Source organism: Aerosakkonema sp. BLCC-F183, assembly GCF_041929145.1.
Classification (GTDB): Bacteria; Cyanobacteriota; Cyanobacteriia; order Cyanobacteriales; family Aerosakkonemataceae; genus Aerosakkonema.
Map to the genome: position 1 here is coordinate 80,584 of NZ_JBHFNU010000065.1, position 15,005 is coordinate 95,588.

Consider the following 15,005-nt stretch of genomic DNA (forward strand, 5'->3'; position numbering starts at 1 on the left):
ACTTACCACCATGACACTACAATTTAAACACTTCGATACCAGATTAAACCAATGGATACAAAATCCATCAGACCCCAGTGGTATTTTAACAGAAGAACTCCAAAATACCCTACTAGAAGCATTCTTCCCAGACGCAAAAAACGACTTCTCCTTCGGTCACATAGATGAAAACAGTGCGGCAGAAGACTTACATAACCACCCAGAAAGCCACGTCTTATTACTCTCTAGCGGCGGTCGATTAGTATATGGCCCCCAAAAATACTTAGAAACAATACAAGCAATTTGTCCAGACCAAAAAGACCGAGGTGCTTATGGCAGCATCTTCATCGGCGCTTGCCAAAACGCCATAAAACATCCTGTCAACATTCTAATTGTAGACGATATCACAGGCGAAAACGGAGACATACTTCCTAACGACATAGCTTGGCGATTAGTAGGAGACTGTCACGGCAAAATATCACCAGAACTAGCAACAGAACTCAGTGGAACTGTATCCCATGTAATTCAACATCGACTAGGATGTTTTGGAGGAGAACTAGACCATCGCTTTGGCAAAGGAACAGTAGCGCCATTGAGCCTCAATGAACTACCAATAAAAGAAAAATTAAACACCAAGATAGACCTAATCATACCCACATCATCATTCAAAGGAGGAGACAAAAAAAACCACCCAATTCGACCAGGACTATACACCAAGCAAATGGTATTTATAGGAGAAAAAGACCGTTCCCAACCTTCCTTAGTCGCAATTTCCCAAACCCTAGACTGTGCCCCATTTGGTATCAAAGACTTCCTCCGTCAAATAGAACAAGAAGCTTTGGAATTAGCAGCCATACAAAAAGACCCCAGAAAAGTAGCACAACGCTACTGTGAAGCCTACGAAAAATTCCAAAAAAACCGACAACTAGAAGAAAATCCCGAAGAAAACGACATTTCAGACTCAGAAACAGCAGAACAACAAGACCCCATAATGTACCGTCTAATTAAAGCCGACCTAGAGAGTCACTGTCAACTACTATCATCCCAAAAAGTAGTAGACGAACTAGAACGCTTCATGCAAAACCAATGGCGAGATTTAGCATTAGGAAAAACCATCAAATTCAATCGCGCCATGATAATCCCCAGCAAAGACCTAATCAATGGCGAAATCTGCGATATGAGACTCACTGAAGGCGAAGAAATCTTAAACTTTCGCTCACCATACCTCAACTCCAACGGGATGTGCATCTCAAAAAATAAATACGTCCCCGACGCACTAGACCCCAACGGTAAACCTCTAGTCGGTGTTGTAGTAGTCAATGACGAAACCAGAGAACGAATCGCTCAAAGAATTGCAGCATTGCAAGCCAAAGGTATCGAAACAGATGAAATCGTGCCAGCAGAAACCGAATCAGAACGCCAAGGCAGAGACTTCGATGGTGACACAATTGGCACAGAAATAGCCACTAAATATCCCAACTTCACTCAAGAAGTAAAACAGCGAAATCAAACAGAAAACGCTTATGCACCCATCAAAAAAGAAGAAAAAGCATCATTTCCCCCAGACAAAACCTTTGAAGAAATTGCTATCTTCATGTCAGATGGAATATCCGTAGGCGTAATCAACAATCATGCCACAGCCATAGAAGCTTTAGAATCAGAAATAGACCTCCTACAAGAACACGGAAATCTTTCCCAAAAAATCGACTATGTAAAAACAGTCGGAGAACACTACAACCAACTTATTACCCAAGAAAATAACCAGCGTAATCCTATCCCCATTAAACCTCAATACCGAGATTATATTATTCAATTTGCCCAGATAGCCAATCAAACAAAATTAACCCCAGAACAGATTAACCAAGCGCTACTGCTGAATCGCCAAATGTACCACGAAATGATTGGCGAAGCAGGATACCAAAATCAGATAGCAGTCGATATATTCAAAAGTAACCGCGCTCCCGATTTAGACGTAGTTAAAGAAAACTCCCGACTTCTGCATCGAAATGTCGAGTACATTAAATCCAAAAAACAACATGATGTTTTTCGAGAATCAGGAATCTCGACTAACGGCTTAAGTCCCAGAGAACTAATTATACAGCTTGTGAATGAAATATATGAAGCCAACCCTTTAGAATCACGTCCTACAGTCCAGTTCCGAGACTTATTTACCCCTACTTATACAGAAGAACAACTCAAACAAGCTGAGGCTACTAAAGTCAAGTTCGACGAACTATTTAACGCCGCCTCAATTCAAAACCAACGCTTAAAAACAGAAAAAGGCCCAGTTCTGAAAGTACTCACTCAAAAAGGTATGGAAATTGAAGTTAGTAACTTAACTCAATACAAGCACCCAGCCTTGTTTGGGGAGAATGGGGATTTGAAAAAATTAGGTACACGGTTGGAGAATTTGAATATCAAGTTAGTTGAGAATAAAAAAGGGTTTCATCAAAAAACGCACCGTTGGAAAGTTTTAGCAGAAGTGGAGGGAGAAAGCAACCAAGATGGTAGCTCAAAGTTTTTGCCTTTGGGAACTCTATGCGAGCATTCACGCCAAACATTGAAGTCAGTTTTACAAGAGGAAGCCATTAAAAAAATTCATTCTGGCGAGGGATTGATTACTAAAAATGTATCTATTGAAGTAGCATCACCTTTATCACAAAGACAGGTAAAGCTGATGTTTAAAAAAGCCTATGATTTCCTAAGCGAATTTAACAATAGTATTCCATCAGACCAAAAACAAGCGATGGCATCTGCCTGCTGGCACTTAGGTACAAGCAGAGGTTTTGAAGAAAAGCCTAATGAACAGTCAGAAACTACCTCTCGTCAAGAATATAAAATATCCAACTTTTCCTTTGCAGCTTTCCCCGAACAAGTAATTGAAAAGCTAGCAGAACTTCAATTCACCAAACTCACCGTCACTGGTATTAATGCAGCCGAATCAAACCAACATTTTGGTAGAGAATGGAACCAGGATGATTTGTTACCAGTACAAATCCAAGTACGTCAAGATTTACCACCAGACCATCCCCGTTACAATCGGAGTTTAGTATTTATTGAAGACCAAGAATTTGCTCCCATAGAGTCTCGGAGCGCCCATTTACCCATTGGAACAAAAGCACTAGCCACTGTTAATCCTGACCCCGCCCATACTATTCAAGTTCAACTAAACCACCCAAGAATTAACACAGCAATTCAAATTGGAAAAGTTCAACAGCATAGCTTTGCTGATAGAGCTTTTCGGGGCGAACAAGCATCAGTGACAATTGGTTTTATTAAACCCGAACCAATCCCAGTAATTAAAGTCGGGAATCAAATTTTGGGAGAATTGGATAAAGCGAGCATCAATATCCTAGAAAAAGCAGGTCGTTTGGTAGATGGAAAAACTATTGATGTCACACTTAATAGTCGGGGAAAAGGCTTTGGGTCGCACGTTATTGCTACTACTGCTAATGGTAACTCTTTCCGCATCAATAAACTTTCCAAATCTTTCTGGTCAAGCACCTTCAATAACCAAAAAGCCACTGTGACTGTAGGGTTTAAAGAACGATCGCCTGAACCTGCTATTCTAGTAGATGGGAAAGTTTTGGGTGTCCTGACCCAAAAAGAAAGCAAAGAGGCTCTCTCAAAAGCTGGATTATTGGTTGAGGGACAAACTTTTCAGAATGCTGTATTAACCAGTAATTCCACCACTGCAACCATCACGGTTGACCCAGAGAGTGTAGAATACCCAGAAACTTGGACGAAGCTAATTCAAACCGAACAAAAATCACAAATTCCTTCAGAGCTTCTCGAAATTTCTCGTGGATTTCGCACTAAGTTAACTCAATTACCCACCTTACTGTTTACCAAAGAAGACCATGAGTGGAAAACGCCCAGTGGGAGTTTGAAAGAACAACCTGCTTTAGGATTATCAGTAGACAAACGATTGAGTGATGTCACTTCACGTTGGCTTTCTGCACAAGGGGTAGAATGGCTTCATGCGCCTGACGAGGCTCTAGTTTGGTCTGAAACTCAACGGGGTTATGATGTCTTATTCATTAAACCAGATTCAGTAAAACCAGAGGTTTACCAACAGCTAATTGAGCGATGTGGCGAACTACTTCAGGTTTCAGGAGAACCAAATACCTACTTGGAACGCCTTGAATCGATGCCCAAATTACCAGAAACTCTCTTGTATAGTTCTGCTAATGATTCAAAAGTAGAGTTGGAATCACAACATACACAAGTGGATGTTGATGACCGAGTGCAGTTAGTTGAGTCTGCTTACGTGCAACAACAAGAACAATATACTGTGTCTTCTCACCCCCCGGTGGCACCTGAAAACCACCAAGCAATGCCACAAGTCTCCCAAAGCAATGGTTATGATACTGCTAGCGTGGTTCCTATACCGCCAACAGTAGCTCTACAGATGGAGTATAACAAAGCTCAGGCGTTACAAGCACGGCGCACAGAAGCGATCGCAGAAATTGTGCACAGCTTCCTTTACCTGGAAGGTAAATCCACTCCCACAGGAGCCCAAGCTATTGGCAAATCGAACACGGCTGTCTGGGATAAAGCTAAATCTGAACTGACACTTTATGACAATGCTTCGACTGACTCAAACGTTCCCAAAATGCGGGTGCGGTATGAGGGTGGTAGCTATACGCCATTGCCGATCGCGTCGAGCCTAGAGGAACTACAAAAACACGGTCTTAAGTCAGAAGAAGTCGAACACTTTGTTTCTAAAGTTAAGCCTTTAGTCGATGCCAGACTTAATCAACTGAACTTGGGTAAAACCTCTGCTAAAAATCAAGACATTGAAAGATAAAATCAAAAAAATAGCCCAAGCTTGTTGCTTAGGCTAATATTCTTTGATGATGCTCTAAACTCGAATCACTCTAACTTTTCCAGGCATTCTTTGAATGTTTTTGAGCGTACCAGGAGAGTTATCCTTGAGAATCGCTAAACCATAATCTGCAATAGAACACATTATGCGATCGCGCTCTGTATAAGCTCCCTTAACCCCCACACTAACAAATCCAACGTTGTTTCTAGGGGAATTGCCTGTGTGGTAAACAGTGACTCGGCTATACCCAGCTTGTTTGAGGAAAGTTTGCACCAGACAATCTGCCCCAAAACAATCGCCAATCAAAATTTTAGCACCGAGTTCCATAATTTTCTCGATGCGGGTAATAGCTTCTGCGGGTAGTTGTGCCACAGTACGAGAACCACTAATAACTACTTTCAAGCGTTGGCTAGGTAGAGTACCATTATCGATGATTTTTCCCTTCAAGTTAGACATATTAGGTACTGAAGGGAAATTAGGATTCCTCAATAGCCACTCTTGAGTTTCCACCAAGTATTTTTGCCGTTCCCATTCTGCTGCATTATTACCAAAGTTTTGCCAGAGCAATGGTTCATCGCGAATAAACATCAACAATCGCCCTAACCAATTATTTCCCTGCTGCCCAGTTGGAATAGCTTTTCCTTGACCATTTTTTGAATTTTGAATTTTGAATTGTTTTGACCCCCCGGAGCAATATTAGCTGGTACGCCCCAAACAGAATCGTGCCAATTATTTAATTCCAGCAACTCTTCTCCCCTTGTTTCCATCAATTCTTTGTGCCAATTAGTGCCAGGATAAAATTTCTGCATCAATCCCATAAACATGAGCGCAAACTTAACTCCTTTCCAATCAGAACGTAATGGGATAGTCCGAGCATATTTTTTAGCGACTGATGCTGTAAGCGTGGCAATTTTACGCTTTTGTTGAACATCCAAAGTTTTGGAGGCGGCGTAGAAGTTTTCCACTGTTGGATATTCAATACCATCAACAATGATAGGCTTTTCTAACCTTTCCATATTGCTGAACCAGTTTTTTATCCACGTAGCCATAGTTTTTCTCACTCAATTAAACTGTCCTTCAAGAAGGGGCGACAGCCCAATAAAAAAATAATCCCGGCAGGCTCTTACGCCATGCCAGGATAGACTTGTGAAAACTAACAAACTATTAACACTTGATATCCAGAATTTTCCAAACAGCTTTTTACACCTTGCCAAGTCAAACCTTCTTCAGGTAACAATGGAATCGTCAAACTTCCCGTGAATCCATAATCACCCTCTTGCTTGACTACACAAAAATCGGCTTGTTTGAGAGTCTTAATGGCACGCTGCGAAAGCATTCCAATTACGTTAGCAGCATTGTGAGAAACCGCGATCGTAATCATGGGATTTTCCCCAATTCATCACGGTTAAAAGCTCGTCAGAGCCAAGTTTGTAGAGCGAAAAGAGTATATAAATCGAGCGGGCGACTTTTAGACAATTCAATTATTTATTAAAAAATCAATGAACTGGGTACTTTCAATTTACATCATTATCTTGAACACCCTCAAACAAAATCCCCAAAATCTTATCAACTTCTCGAATATAATAATTATTCAAATCAATAAACACATCAGAGCCAGACAACTTCAAAAACTTCCAAATATCGCCAGTAGTTACTGCCCCATAAACTGTCTTAATATCATTTCCTTCCTGCTGATTAAACAACTGTGCCGCTAACATCGCCGCCGCGCATTGACCCAACCCTCCTTTAATATCCTCATTCTTCGCTTCCACAATCAACACCACAGGCGCGTTAATAGTTAACTGCTCTTTGGAACGGCTAATAATAAAATCGCAATAGCCATTTAATCCTTGCTCAAAATCCACATTGAAATCCACCCCAGAAAACAAACTAATCTGATAATTTTTACCTCTCCTAACTTCTAACAAAATAGGCGTAATAATTAATTCAGACCGCGCTTTTTCTGTATTAATAGCTAAAGCAAGTTCAGTTGTTTCTGTCAAAGAAGCTTTTAAAGTTTCACTCGGCTGTACAGATGCAACAGTAGCAAATAAATCAGCCGATTCATCAATTCGTAAATTAAACGCCTTTTTAAATTTATTTAATGTAAATTCACTATAAGCCATTGACACCACTCCCATATTTATAACTCAGTAAGACTAGATTGAGAGTGCGATCGCATATCATTAGTTACATCAGCAGCACCAATCGTACCTCTACCCAACCTTTCCAAATACTCGCTCAAACTGCAACCACAAGCCTGCGCCAATAAACGCAATCCTTCATAGCCAGTATCGGTGACAGCAATGCTTCTTCTCTTCTTCACCTCACCGTAGTCCGACTCGCTACCAGGCTTGAGATTCGACAGCGAACGAGGATTAACTTTTTGCAACCGTTTTTTTGCCATCCTAAAAAACCATATCCAATTCAATATTACAGCACTTTCTTTTCTCTATCAGACATTATATAATATCTGATAGAGGTGCAACACCCGGTTTTGATGCAGGAAAGAAAAAATGCTAGCTACCATATCCCCCTACCAAGAACCAGAATCCTCCCCCTCAAACTGCTGTTTGACCATTGACCCAGAATTCCAAAACCTGATTCCTCCCCCATCAACTGAGGAATTAGCCTTATTAGAAGCTAATTTAAGCCAACAAGGTTGCCTTGAACCCCTCATAGTTTGGAAAGACCGCAATATCCTTCTAGACGGTCATAACCGTTACCAGCTATGCACCCAACTGCATATCCCGTACACTATTGTAGAGATCGAACTACCAAACAGAGAAGCTGCACTGGCATGGATTGTCAACCACCAGTTGGGGCGGCGGAACATCACCCCAGAAACCGCCAGCTACCTGAGAGGGAAGCGATACACCTTACTCAAAGGCAATCGAGAGGACAATCTAAAGCAGAACTCACCGATAGGACAAAATGTCCTATCGGTAGATGTAGCCGAAGAATTGGCACAGCAGTATAAAGTTAGCAGCCGTACTATTAGACGAGATGCCCAGTTCAGTGAAGCGATCGATACGCTAGCATTAGCATTGGGAGAAGAAATAAAGCAAGATATCCTGGGATGCAACGCCAACATCCCCAAAAAAGAAGCAATTTCCCTATTTCAAATCGTGAAAACGCAAGGCGAACAGGTAGCACGTCGGCGATTAGAGCAATTACGTCATCCCATCGATATTATCGAACGTATTAAGAACAAAAAGCTAGTTCCCAATCCCCGGCGCGTCGGTGAGGTATGTCAAATCATAGCTAAAAGCGATACAGAATTAAAAAAAGTTTCGGGATGTTGGTGCATAATCGTTGAGGTAAACATCTCCAGTTGTGCAATACGGACGTGGAAAATGGACTTTGATGCAGTCAAACCTGAGAATTTAGAACCAATTGATGGCGCTTCTGAAGAAAAAGCAGCATTCATAAGTTCGCGAATTAGGCAGTTAGCTGACAAAATGTATGAAGATTTCGACCCCACCCACGCAGCTGCATTAGAAGCATTTGGTAGATTACCAAATCCCGCTACTCTAACTCCCAAGCAGGAACGCTTGTTAGCTTTTTTGGAAACAGAATATACAAAAATTTAATGCTGTACATCGATATCTTCTTAACCTGCCATCATGCCATTCTCAACGGTATCCTCATCACCCGTCAAAGCAAAAGAGATAAAGAATATCACTTCCAAGATTGGTTTAGCGCAAGATTAACCAATTTGCAAACTACCATTCCCTTTAACTTCGAGCAACCAGGCAGAAACACCTATCCCGACTTCAGAATTATTCAAAATCCTGAAGGTTATGAAATTAAAGCATTAGAATATCCCGGTCGATATAAAGATTACGACAGCAACAGCCAAGTCCCTAGAGGCTATCACAATGGCATAACTGTATTCTATGTTTTTGGCAGATATCCAAAAAATGCCGATACCCAGTATCCAGTACACAACTTAGTTATCTGTCATGGAGACTTTCTAAATGCCGACCGAAATTATATCCATAAAAACAAAAGCTTTCGAGGTTTTGGCAGCTACGGTGATATTTTGATTAGAGACAGGAAAATGTATGTTGCGCCAACACCGTTTGGCTTACTAAATGGTGTTGAATCTCAAGTAACTATGATACTTCCAGCCGATTATCCAGTTGATAATCGATTAATTGCTGTAGGACAATTTAGCAGAGTTGAAGTTGAGCAGATGATTGTAGGTTATTCCTTTGATATGCAGACTAACACGATTCAACCTCAACAAGTTGCCAACCCATCAGCAGGTAGAGTACATGATTTTGTAGCTTATCGTCCAGCCATTTTACAAACTATCAATGCTTTAGGCCCAACTGTTAATTTAAAATCCAGTCGAGAGCAAGAAGATGTGATACAAGAAGCTGAAGAAGATGATGTACAATTATAAGTAAATAAAAATACTTATGGAAGCTTTAAATACTCAAATACCTCTTTTACATCGCGAAAATGAATTGACTACAATCAACCCATATTCTGAAGGCATAAAAGCCATAGAAGATGAAAATTTTCCTTTTGAACAATTAAGCATAATCGCCGAACAAGAAAGCTGGCGCAAGGAAATCAACAGACCAATTTATTATATCCATAAATGGTGGGCAAGGAGACTTGGCTCAGTATTCCGTGCTATCATTATTTCTACGTTTGCTCCTCAAGATTCCGATATCATCAAATTATTTTATCAGCCATTAGATTTAAAAGAAGTAAAAGTATTTGACCCATTTATGGGTAGTGGTACGACTATAGGCGAAGCAATCAAACTCGGTGCAACAGTAATTGGACGCGATATTAACCCTGTAGCTCACTTTTTGGTGAAAAATGCTCTCATTAAAAAAGATAAGCACCGGATTATAGAAACGTTTGAGGATATTAAGAAAAGTGTAAGCGATCGCATTCAACACTATTACACAACTATCCTAGAAAATGGCGAAGCTGCTACTGTTCTCTACTATTTCTGGGTAAAATATTTACCTTGTCCATTTTGTACTCATCCGGTTGATTTGTTTTCATCATACATCTTTTCAAAACACGCTTACCCAAATAAGTTTCCGCAAGCTCAAGCTATCTGCCCAAAATGCGAAAATATTAACACAATTCATTATACTACTGATAGCGTTACCTGTCATAGTTGCCACTCAACTTTTAACCCACAAATAGCTAATGTCAAAGGTCAAAAAGCTACTTGCAAGCATTGTAATCATACATTTTCCATCGCTAAGGTAGTACAGCAGTACGGAAAGCCACCAGAACATCGGATGTATGCTAAATTGGTACTCCTAAAAGATGGTTCAAAGCAATATTTGCCTATTAATGAATATGACCTAACTCTGTATGAGTCAGCCAAAAAAGAATTAAGTATTCGCTCAAGTCCTTATCCAATTGTAGCAATAAAACCCGGTTACAATACCGACCAAGTGCTTAATTATTGTTATCGTTACTGGCATGAAATGTTTAACGAACGCCAGTTATTATGTTTGAGCGTATTATCTGAAGAAATTAAACAAATAAACGATCTAACAATTCGAGATTTATTTATCTGTCTTTTTTCTGGGACTCTCGAATTTAATAATATGTTTGCTTCCTTCAAAGGCGAAGGGACAGGCGCAGTACGTCATCTATTCTCTCATCATATCCTCAAACCAGAACGCACGCCACTAGAGGCTAATCTTTGGGGAACCGCTAAAAGTTCTGGATCATTTTCGACATTGTTTGAAAGCCGAATATTAAAAGCGATAGATTATTGCGAAAAGCCTTTCGAGATTAAAGTAGTTCAGAATAAAGGAAAAGTGGTCACGGAAAAATTATATGGGTTATCTCCTACTTTGGCATTGGAAATAGTAGATAGTTTTGATAAGATTAGCAATAACAAAACTGTTTATCTTGGCTGTGGAGATTCAGCGAAAACGGATATCCCGACAGAAAGCATTGATGCTATTATAACAGATCCACCATTTTTTGATAACGTTCATTATTCCCAATTAGCAGATTTCTTTTATGTTTGGCAGCGGTATGTAATCTCAGACAAGATTGCATCTAACGAGACAACGCGCCATCCAAATGAAGTACAATCAAGGGAACCTGCTGTTTTTGCGGAACGCTTGCAACGAGTATTTTCTGAATGTTATCGAGTTTTGAAGTCAGATGGTTTGATGGTGTTTACTTATCACCATTCAAAAGCCGAAGGATGGCAAGCAATTTTACGTGCTATAGTTAATTCTGGTTTGGTAATTATTGCGACTCATCCAATTAAGTCGGAGATGTCTGTCGCTACTCCCAAAAGTCAAGCTAATTCACCGATCGATCTGGATATTATTATTGTTTGTAGGAAGAGAAATAGAGTAGAGTTAAAAGATAGTTTAGCAGATACCTTAAAGTTAGCTGTACGCAATACTGGCAATCAAGTTAAGCGATTTAATGCCTATCAAAGACATTTGAGTAGAAACGATGTGATGGTGGTTTTTATGGCACAAGTTATCAAGCAGCTTTCTTGGCATTTGGAGTTAGAGATAGGATTAGATTGGCTTGAGACAAAAAGCAACCAAATTCAGCAACATATTGAAGATATATATGTTGGACAAAAAAAATCACTCAAACCATGAATCGAAAAGGATGGATTAATCGTGTATACTGGTAATAGATATAAAAACAGTCTCCAAAAATGAGAAAAAGTAATGTTAAAAGAAATGTACCTCAAGCGAGTCGGCCCTGCACCTAAATTTGATGTAGAATTTACCGATAGGCTGAATATCTTTACAGGAGATAATGGATTAGGGAAGACCTTTTTATTAGATATTATCTGGTATTCTCTCACTGGAACTTGGGCAGACAATCCCGCATTCCCCCAACTTACAGAAGAAACTCCCCAAATCTCTGGCAGCTTCAACAGTCAAAAAAATGGTGAAACTAAAACTTTTCACACTTATTTTGATTTTGAACAACAAAAATGGCGTGACCTCAGTTTTCCTCCCTTGCTAAACAGTGTAGTTATTTACGTCCGCGTTGATGGTGGCTTCTCTGTTTTCGACCCTACCCGTAGTCTTTCAACAGTTTATCATTTCAGTCATTACACACTTTGGAACGGATTAAAAGATAACGGCGATAAAGTTTTATCCAATGGATTAATTCAAGATTGGGTCAAATGGCAGAATCAACCAGATCGAACAAATTTTCAACTGTTAAAGCGCGTTATCAAACAACTTTCACCCCATCCTAATGAGTGGATGGAACCCGGAGAAACCATGCGAGTTTCCGTAGAAGATGTGCGCGATATTCCGACAATTAAAATGCCATACGGAACTGTACCAGTCATCCACGCATCAGCCGGAATGAAGCGCATTTTAGGACTAGGTTATTTACTCGTTTGGACTTGGTACGAACACCTGCAAGCATCTAAATTGCGGAAAAAGCAACCGCTGGAACAAATTATTTTACTCATGGATGAAGTAGAATCTCACCTGCACCCTCAGTGGCAACGTTCAATTTTGCCAGCCGTTTTAGAAGTGGCGGCAGGCTTACAAGAAAAGATGAAAATACAAGCCTTCGCTACTACCCATTCTCCCTTAGTTTTAGCTTCATTAGAACCTATGTTCGAGCGAGAAAGAGATAGACTATTCCTATTTGAATTGCAGGGGCAAGAAGTCACATTAAATGAATTGACTTGGACAAAACAAGGTGATACAGTAGGCTGGTTAACCTCAGAAATTTTTGGACTCAAACAAGCGCGTTCCAAACAAGCAGAAATTACCATTGAAGCTGCCGAAGCTTGGATGCGCCACGATAATATGGATGCCTTTCCTGAAAACTTGAGAACCCCCTCACAAATTCAACAAGAACTCGAACGGCTGCTTCCCGGACATGACCCATTTTGGCCTCGTTGGATTATCAAAACGGAGGCGCATCGGATATGATCCGATTTAACCCGCCATCCGAACCGCCAGAATTCGACCAAAAAGCTCGACAACCAGGGAATAATTGGTTAGCCAAAAATCCGAATAACTTGAGACCTAGAGATTATTGGTCGCCCTTCAAAAGCAATTTAGCTGATGGTTTTGGCAATTTGTGTGGCTACTCGGTTATGTACGAACCTGTTGGAACAGTAGACCATTATTTGAGTTGCGAAAATTATCCCAACCTGGCTTATGAATGGAGTAATTATCGCTTCGCTTCCGCCTGGATTAATAGCAGCAAGCGCACGTTAGATGACCAAGTGCTCGATCCTTTCCAAGTTGGAGAGGATTGGTTTGAAATCATCCTTCCTTCTCTTCAGTTAGTATTAACAAATAAAGTTCCTCCAGCAGAACGTCAAAGAGCAGAATTTACTTTACAACGCTTGCGCCTGCGAGATGACGAACGAGTTATCCGTCAGCGCCAACAGTGGTATCAGCTTTACCTTGATGGTGATATTACACTTGAAGGACTGGAAAAAAAAGCGCCTTTGATTGCCCGTGCGATTAGAAAACAGCAACAAAGTAGCTCATCTGAGTCATAGTAATAGTTGTGCCATTAGAAGCCGTCGCTATCAAAAGCAGTTGCACAATAGTGGCGACCATAGCACAAGGTTTTTATGTAAAAATCAATAAGAGTGCGACGTAAACTCTGCACTATTTACAGTGTTTTGATGAGTCGCACCCTTATTTGAAAAACTCAGTAAAGCAGTTAGAACGGAATCTCGCTATACTCTGCGGTAGCTTTACCGTTACTAGCTACGGGGATAGGTACTGAAATATTTGCTCCTACACCAGCAACAGCCTCTACAGGTGCAGCAGGAACTACTGGAATAACCGGAGTAGAGCCAGAATTAGAATGTCCCCCAACCACAACAGTTCGTTCCACAGTCAACAGCATTTGATGATTGGGATTAGTATCATTAGGCTTGAAAATATTGAGTCGCCCAGATACAACATGGACAGTACCAACACCCCCATGATTGAGAGCAACAGCAGCCTCACCATAAGCTTGAAACCGTAATGGACGTACCTTGTATCCAGAGCGATCGTAATATTTAAACGAACATTGTCCAGAAACATTCAAAGTTCCATCTTGAGTGTGAGAAGCTTGCAGAGAATCGAGCCGAACTCTTAATTGTGCATTGTTCATGGTATTTTACCATTATTGGTTCAAAAAATCAAGCGCTTCTGCGCCCTAAAAAATATCCCGACACCATAAAAGTGCCGGAATATTATAGAAATGTAATTCACCTAAAAATCGCTTTGTTGTGAATTGGTTTGGTCAGATGAATTAGGAGAATTACCAAGCGAGTTAGAATTAGGATTAGAGCCAAGTAATTCCAGATTATTAGCCCGAATAACAGGCTTAACTCGCTGCTGACCAGTAGCTTGGTCAGTCCACTCATCAAACTTCAATTCACCCTGAATACCAATTAAGCTGCCCTTATCAGTATAATTAGCAGCCACTTCCGCGATATTACCCCAAATTTCGACCGCAAACCAATCAGGTTCCGAATCTTTCTTGCTAGTGCGACGGTTAACAGCTAAAGAAAGCTTTGTCAAGACAGAACCACTCTCAAAATATTGAGTGTCTGGCTTCTGACCAACCCGACCAACAAGATTGATAATATTGAGATTATCAGACATATTAGTTTCCCCAGTAATGCTCTTTTTTTCAGCGCGACAGCGCCACTTTAAAATGAGTTGAAAAGTTACCATCAATCTCCGTTAGATGCGTTAGATTGATGGTAATATTCATTAAGCAGCAGTCTTAGCTCTGTACTCTTGAATACGCTCAAAAGTCTCGTTAGCTCGCCGACCAATTTCATTAAGAGTCAGCAGTTGACAAGCCAATTCCAAAAGCTCTTGATTATCAGCTTCAGCCAAAGTTTGATAAAGTTGAGTACGAACCAACTTAGCATCGTGAGCTTCAGTAGTTGAATCAGCTACTGCTTGCCAATAGCGCCTATTTTCTGCTAATTCAACTACTTGAGACAAAAGCTTCTTACGATTAATGCGAATACCAAGAGAACCAAGTGAAATAGACATCAGAAGTCTCCAAACTTTTCAGTATTTAAGATGCGTCAGCAAAAAAAATACTTCTAACAACCAACGAGTTGCTAAAAGTATGGTAATTGAATTCTTTTTGACCAATAATTACAGATTATCGAAGGGAACTTTGTTAGCTAAAGCAGCAGCTAATTCGTGATGTTCTAACTTAGTTCGACCTT

The 15,005-nt window shown here is 40.4% G+C and carries 14 protein-coding genes; 6 read left to right on the forward strand and 8 right to left on the reverse strand.

What is annotated here, in order from left to right; translation table 11 throughout:
- Positions 1-10: 10 nt before the first annotated feature.
- Positions 11-4,789, forward strand: a complete 4,779-nt coding sequence (locus tag ACE1CD_RS19355) for a hypothetical protein (RefSeq protein WP_374794841.1) — start codon at positions 11-13, stop codon at positions 4,787-4,789.
- A gap of 54 nt (positions 4,790-4,843) precedes the next feature.
- On the opposite strand, the gene ACE1CD_RS19360 is transcribed toward ACE1CD_RS19355, so the two are convergent.
- From ACE1CD_RS19360 to ACE1CD_RS19380, 5 genes are all read right to left on the reverse strand, one after another.
- Positions 4,844-5,395 (reverse strand): hypothetical protein, encoded by a 552-nt coding sequence (locus ACE1CD_RS19360; protein ID WP_374826035.1) that lies wholly within the window; start codon positions 5,393-5,395, stop codon positions 4,844-4,846.
- A gap of 11 nt (positions 5,396-5,406) precedes the next feature.
- Positions 5,407-5,856 (reverse strand): NADAR family protein, encoded by a 450-nt coding sequence (locus tag ACE1CD_RS19365; RefSeq protein WP_374826036.1) that lies wholly within the window; start codon positions 5,854-5,856, stop codon positions 5,407-5,409.
- Between the two features lie 104 nt (positions 5,857-5,960).
- Complete coding sequence (locus tag ACE1CD_RS19370) at positions 5,961-6,188, reverse strand: hypothetical protein (protein ID WP_374794843.1); 228 nt, start codon at positions 6,186-6,188, stop codon at positions 5,961-5,963.
- 133 nt (positions 6,189-6,321) lie between these two features.
- Positions 6,322-6,933, reverse strand: a complete 612-nt coding sequence (locus ACE1CD_RS19375) for a hypothetical protein (RefSeq protein WP_374794844.1) — start codon at positions 6,931-6,933, stop codon at positions 6,322-6,324.
- A gap of 17 nt (positions 6,934-6,950) precedes the next feature.
- Positions 6,951-7,214, reverse strand: coding sequence for a hypothetical protein (locus ACE1CD_RS19380; protein WP_374794845.1), 264 nt, complete (start codon positions 7,212-7,214; stop codon positions 6,951-6,953).
- Positions 7,215-7,323: 109 nt separating this feature from the next.
- Here ACE1CD_RS19380 and ACE1CD_RS19385 point away from each other — a divergent pair, with 109 nt between their 5' ends.
- From ACE1CD_RS19385 to ACE1CD_RS19405, 5 genes are all read left to right on the forward strand, one after another.
- The gene (locus tag ACE1CD_RS19385; RefSeq protein WP_374794846.1) at positions 7,324-8,400 is read left to right on the forward strand and encodes a hypothetical protein; all 1,077 of its coding nucleotides are present in this window, start codon (positions 7,324-7,326) and stop codon (positions 8,398-8,400) included.
- Entirely contained in the window at positions 8,400-9,218 is an 819-nt protein-coding gene (locus ACE1CD_RS19390) for a hypothetical protein (protein WP_374794847.1), read from the forward strand. Before ACE1CD_RS19385 ends, ACE1CD_RS19390 begins: the two co-directional genes overlap by 1 nt.
- Positions 9,219-9,234: 16 nt before the next feature.
- Complete coding sequence (locus ACE1CD_RS19395; protein ID WP_374794848.1) at positions 9,235-11,427, forward strand: DNA methyltransferase; 2,193 nt, start codon at positions 9,235-9,237, stop codon at positions 11,425-11,427.
- A gap of 72 nt (positions 11,428-11,499) precedes the next feature.
- On the forward strand, positions 11,500-12,735 hold the full coding sequence (locus tag ACE1CD_RS19400; RefSeq protein ID WP_374794849.1) for an AAA family ATPase: 1,236 nt from the start codon (positions 11,500-11,502) through the stop codon (positions 12,733-12,735).
- Positions 12,732-13,316, forward strand: a complete 585-nt coding sequence (locus ACE1CD_RS19405) for a hypothetical protein (protein ID WP_374794850.1) — start codon at positions 12,732-12,734, stop codon at positions 13,314-13,316. Before ACE1CD_RS19400 ends, ACE1CD_RS19405 begins: the two co-directional genes overlap by 4 nt.
- A 167-nt stretch (positions 13,317-13,483) precedes the next feature.
- On the opposite strand, the gene ACE1CD_RS19410 is transcribed toward ACE1CD_RS19405, so the two are convergent.
- The 3 genes from ACE1CD_RS19410 to ACE1CD_RS19420 form a co-directional block, all read right to left on the reverse strand.
- The gene (locus tag ACE1CD_RS19410) at positions 13,484-13,924 is read right to left on the reverse strand and encodes a hypothetical protein (protein WP_374794851.1); all 441 of its coding nucleotides are present in this window, start codon (positions 13,922-13,924) and stop codon (positions 13,484-13,486) included.
- A 101-nt stretch (positions 13,925-14,025) separates the two neighbouring features.
- Positions 14,026-14,421, reverse strand: a complete 396-nt coding sequence (gene ssb / locus ACE1CD_RS19415; RefSeq protein WP_374794852.1) for a single-stranded DNA-binding protein — start codon at positions 14,419-14,421, stop codon at positions 14,026-14,028.
- A gap of 111 nt (positions 14,422-14,532) precedes the next feature.
- Positions 14,533-14,823: a hypothetical protein gene (locus tag ACE1CD_RS19420; RefSeq protein ID WP_374794853.1), complete on the reverse strand. Its 291-nt coding sequence runs from the start codon at positions 14,821-14,823 to the stop codon at positions 14,533-14,535.
- Positions 14,824-15,005: the final 182 nt, after the last annotated feature.

What these genes read in the sequence shown, in the direction of transcription:
- ACE1CD_RS19355 (WP_374794841.1), top strand. Translation starts at nt 11, where the DNA reads ATGACACTACAATTTAAACACTTCGATACCAGATTAAACCAATGGATA.
- ACE1CD_RS19360 (WP_374826035.1), bottom strand. Translation starts at nt 5,395, where the DNA reads ATGTTTATTCGCGATGAACCATTGCTCTGGCAAAACTTTGGTAATAAT.
- ACE1CD_RS19365 (WP_374826036.1), bottom strand. Translation starts at nt 5,856, where the DNA reads ATGGCTACGTGGATAAAAAACTGGTTCAGCAATATGGAAAGGTTAGAA.
- ACE1CD_RS19370 (WP_374794843.1), bottom strand. Translation starts at nt 6,188, where the DNA reads ATGATTACGATCGCGGTTTCTCACAATGCTGCTAACGTAATTGGAATG.
- ACE1CD_RS19375 (WP_374794844.1), bottom strand. Translation starts at nt 6,933, where the DNA reads ATGGCTTATAGTGAATTTACATTAAATAAATTTAAAAAGGCGTTTAAT.
- ACE1CD_RS19380 (WP_374794845.1), bottom strand. Translation starts at nt 7,214, where the DNA reads ATGGCAAAAAAACGGTTGCAAAAAGTTAATCCTCGTTCGCTGTCGAAT.
- ACE1CD_RS19385 (WP_374794846.1), top strand. Translation starts at nt 7,324, where the DNA reads ATGCTAGCTACCATATCCCCCTACCAAGAACCAGAATCCTCCCCCTCA.
- ACE1CD_RS19390 (WP_374794847.1), top strand. Translation starts at nt 8,400, where the DNA reads ATGCTGTACATCGATATCTTCTTAACCTGCCATCATGCCATTCTCAAC.
- ACE1CD_RS19395 (WP_374794848.1), top strand. Translation starts at nt 9,235, where the DNA reads ATGGAAGCTTTAAATACTCAAATACCTCTTTTACATCGCGAAAATGAA.
- ACE1CD_RS19400 (WP_374794849.1), top strand. Translation starts at nt 11,500, where the DNA reads ATGTTAAAAGAAATGTACCTCAAGCGAGTCGGCCCTGCACCTAAATTT.
- ACE1CD_RS19405 (WP_374794850.1), top strand. Translation starts at nt 12,732, where the DNA reads ATGATCCGATTTAACCCGCCATCCGAACCGCCAGAATTCGACCAAAAA.
- ACE1CD_RS19410 (WP_374794851.1), bottom strand. Translation starts at nt 13,924, where the DNA reads ATGAACAATGCACAATTAAGAGTTCGGCTCGATTCTCTGCAAGCTTCT.
- ssb (WP_374794852.1), bottom strand. Translation starts at nt 14,421, where the DNA reads ATGTCTGATAATCTCAATATTATCAATCTTGTTGGTCGGGTTGGTCAG.
- ACE1CD_RS19420 (WP_374794853.1), bottom strand. Translation starts at nt 14,823, where the DNA reads ATGTCTATTTCACTTGGTTCTCTTGGTATTCGCATTAATCGTAAGAAG.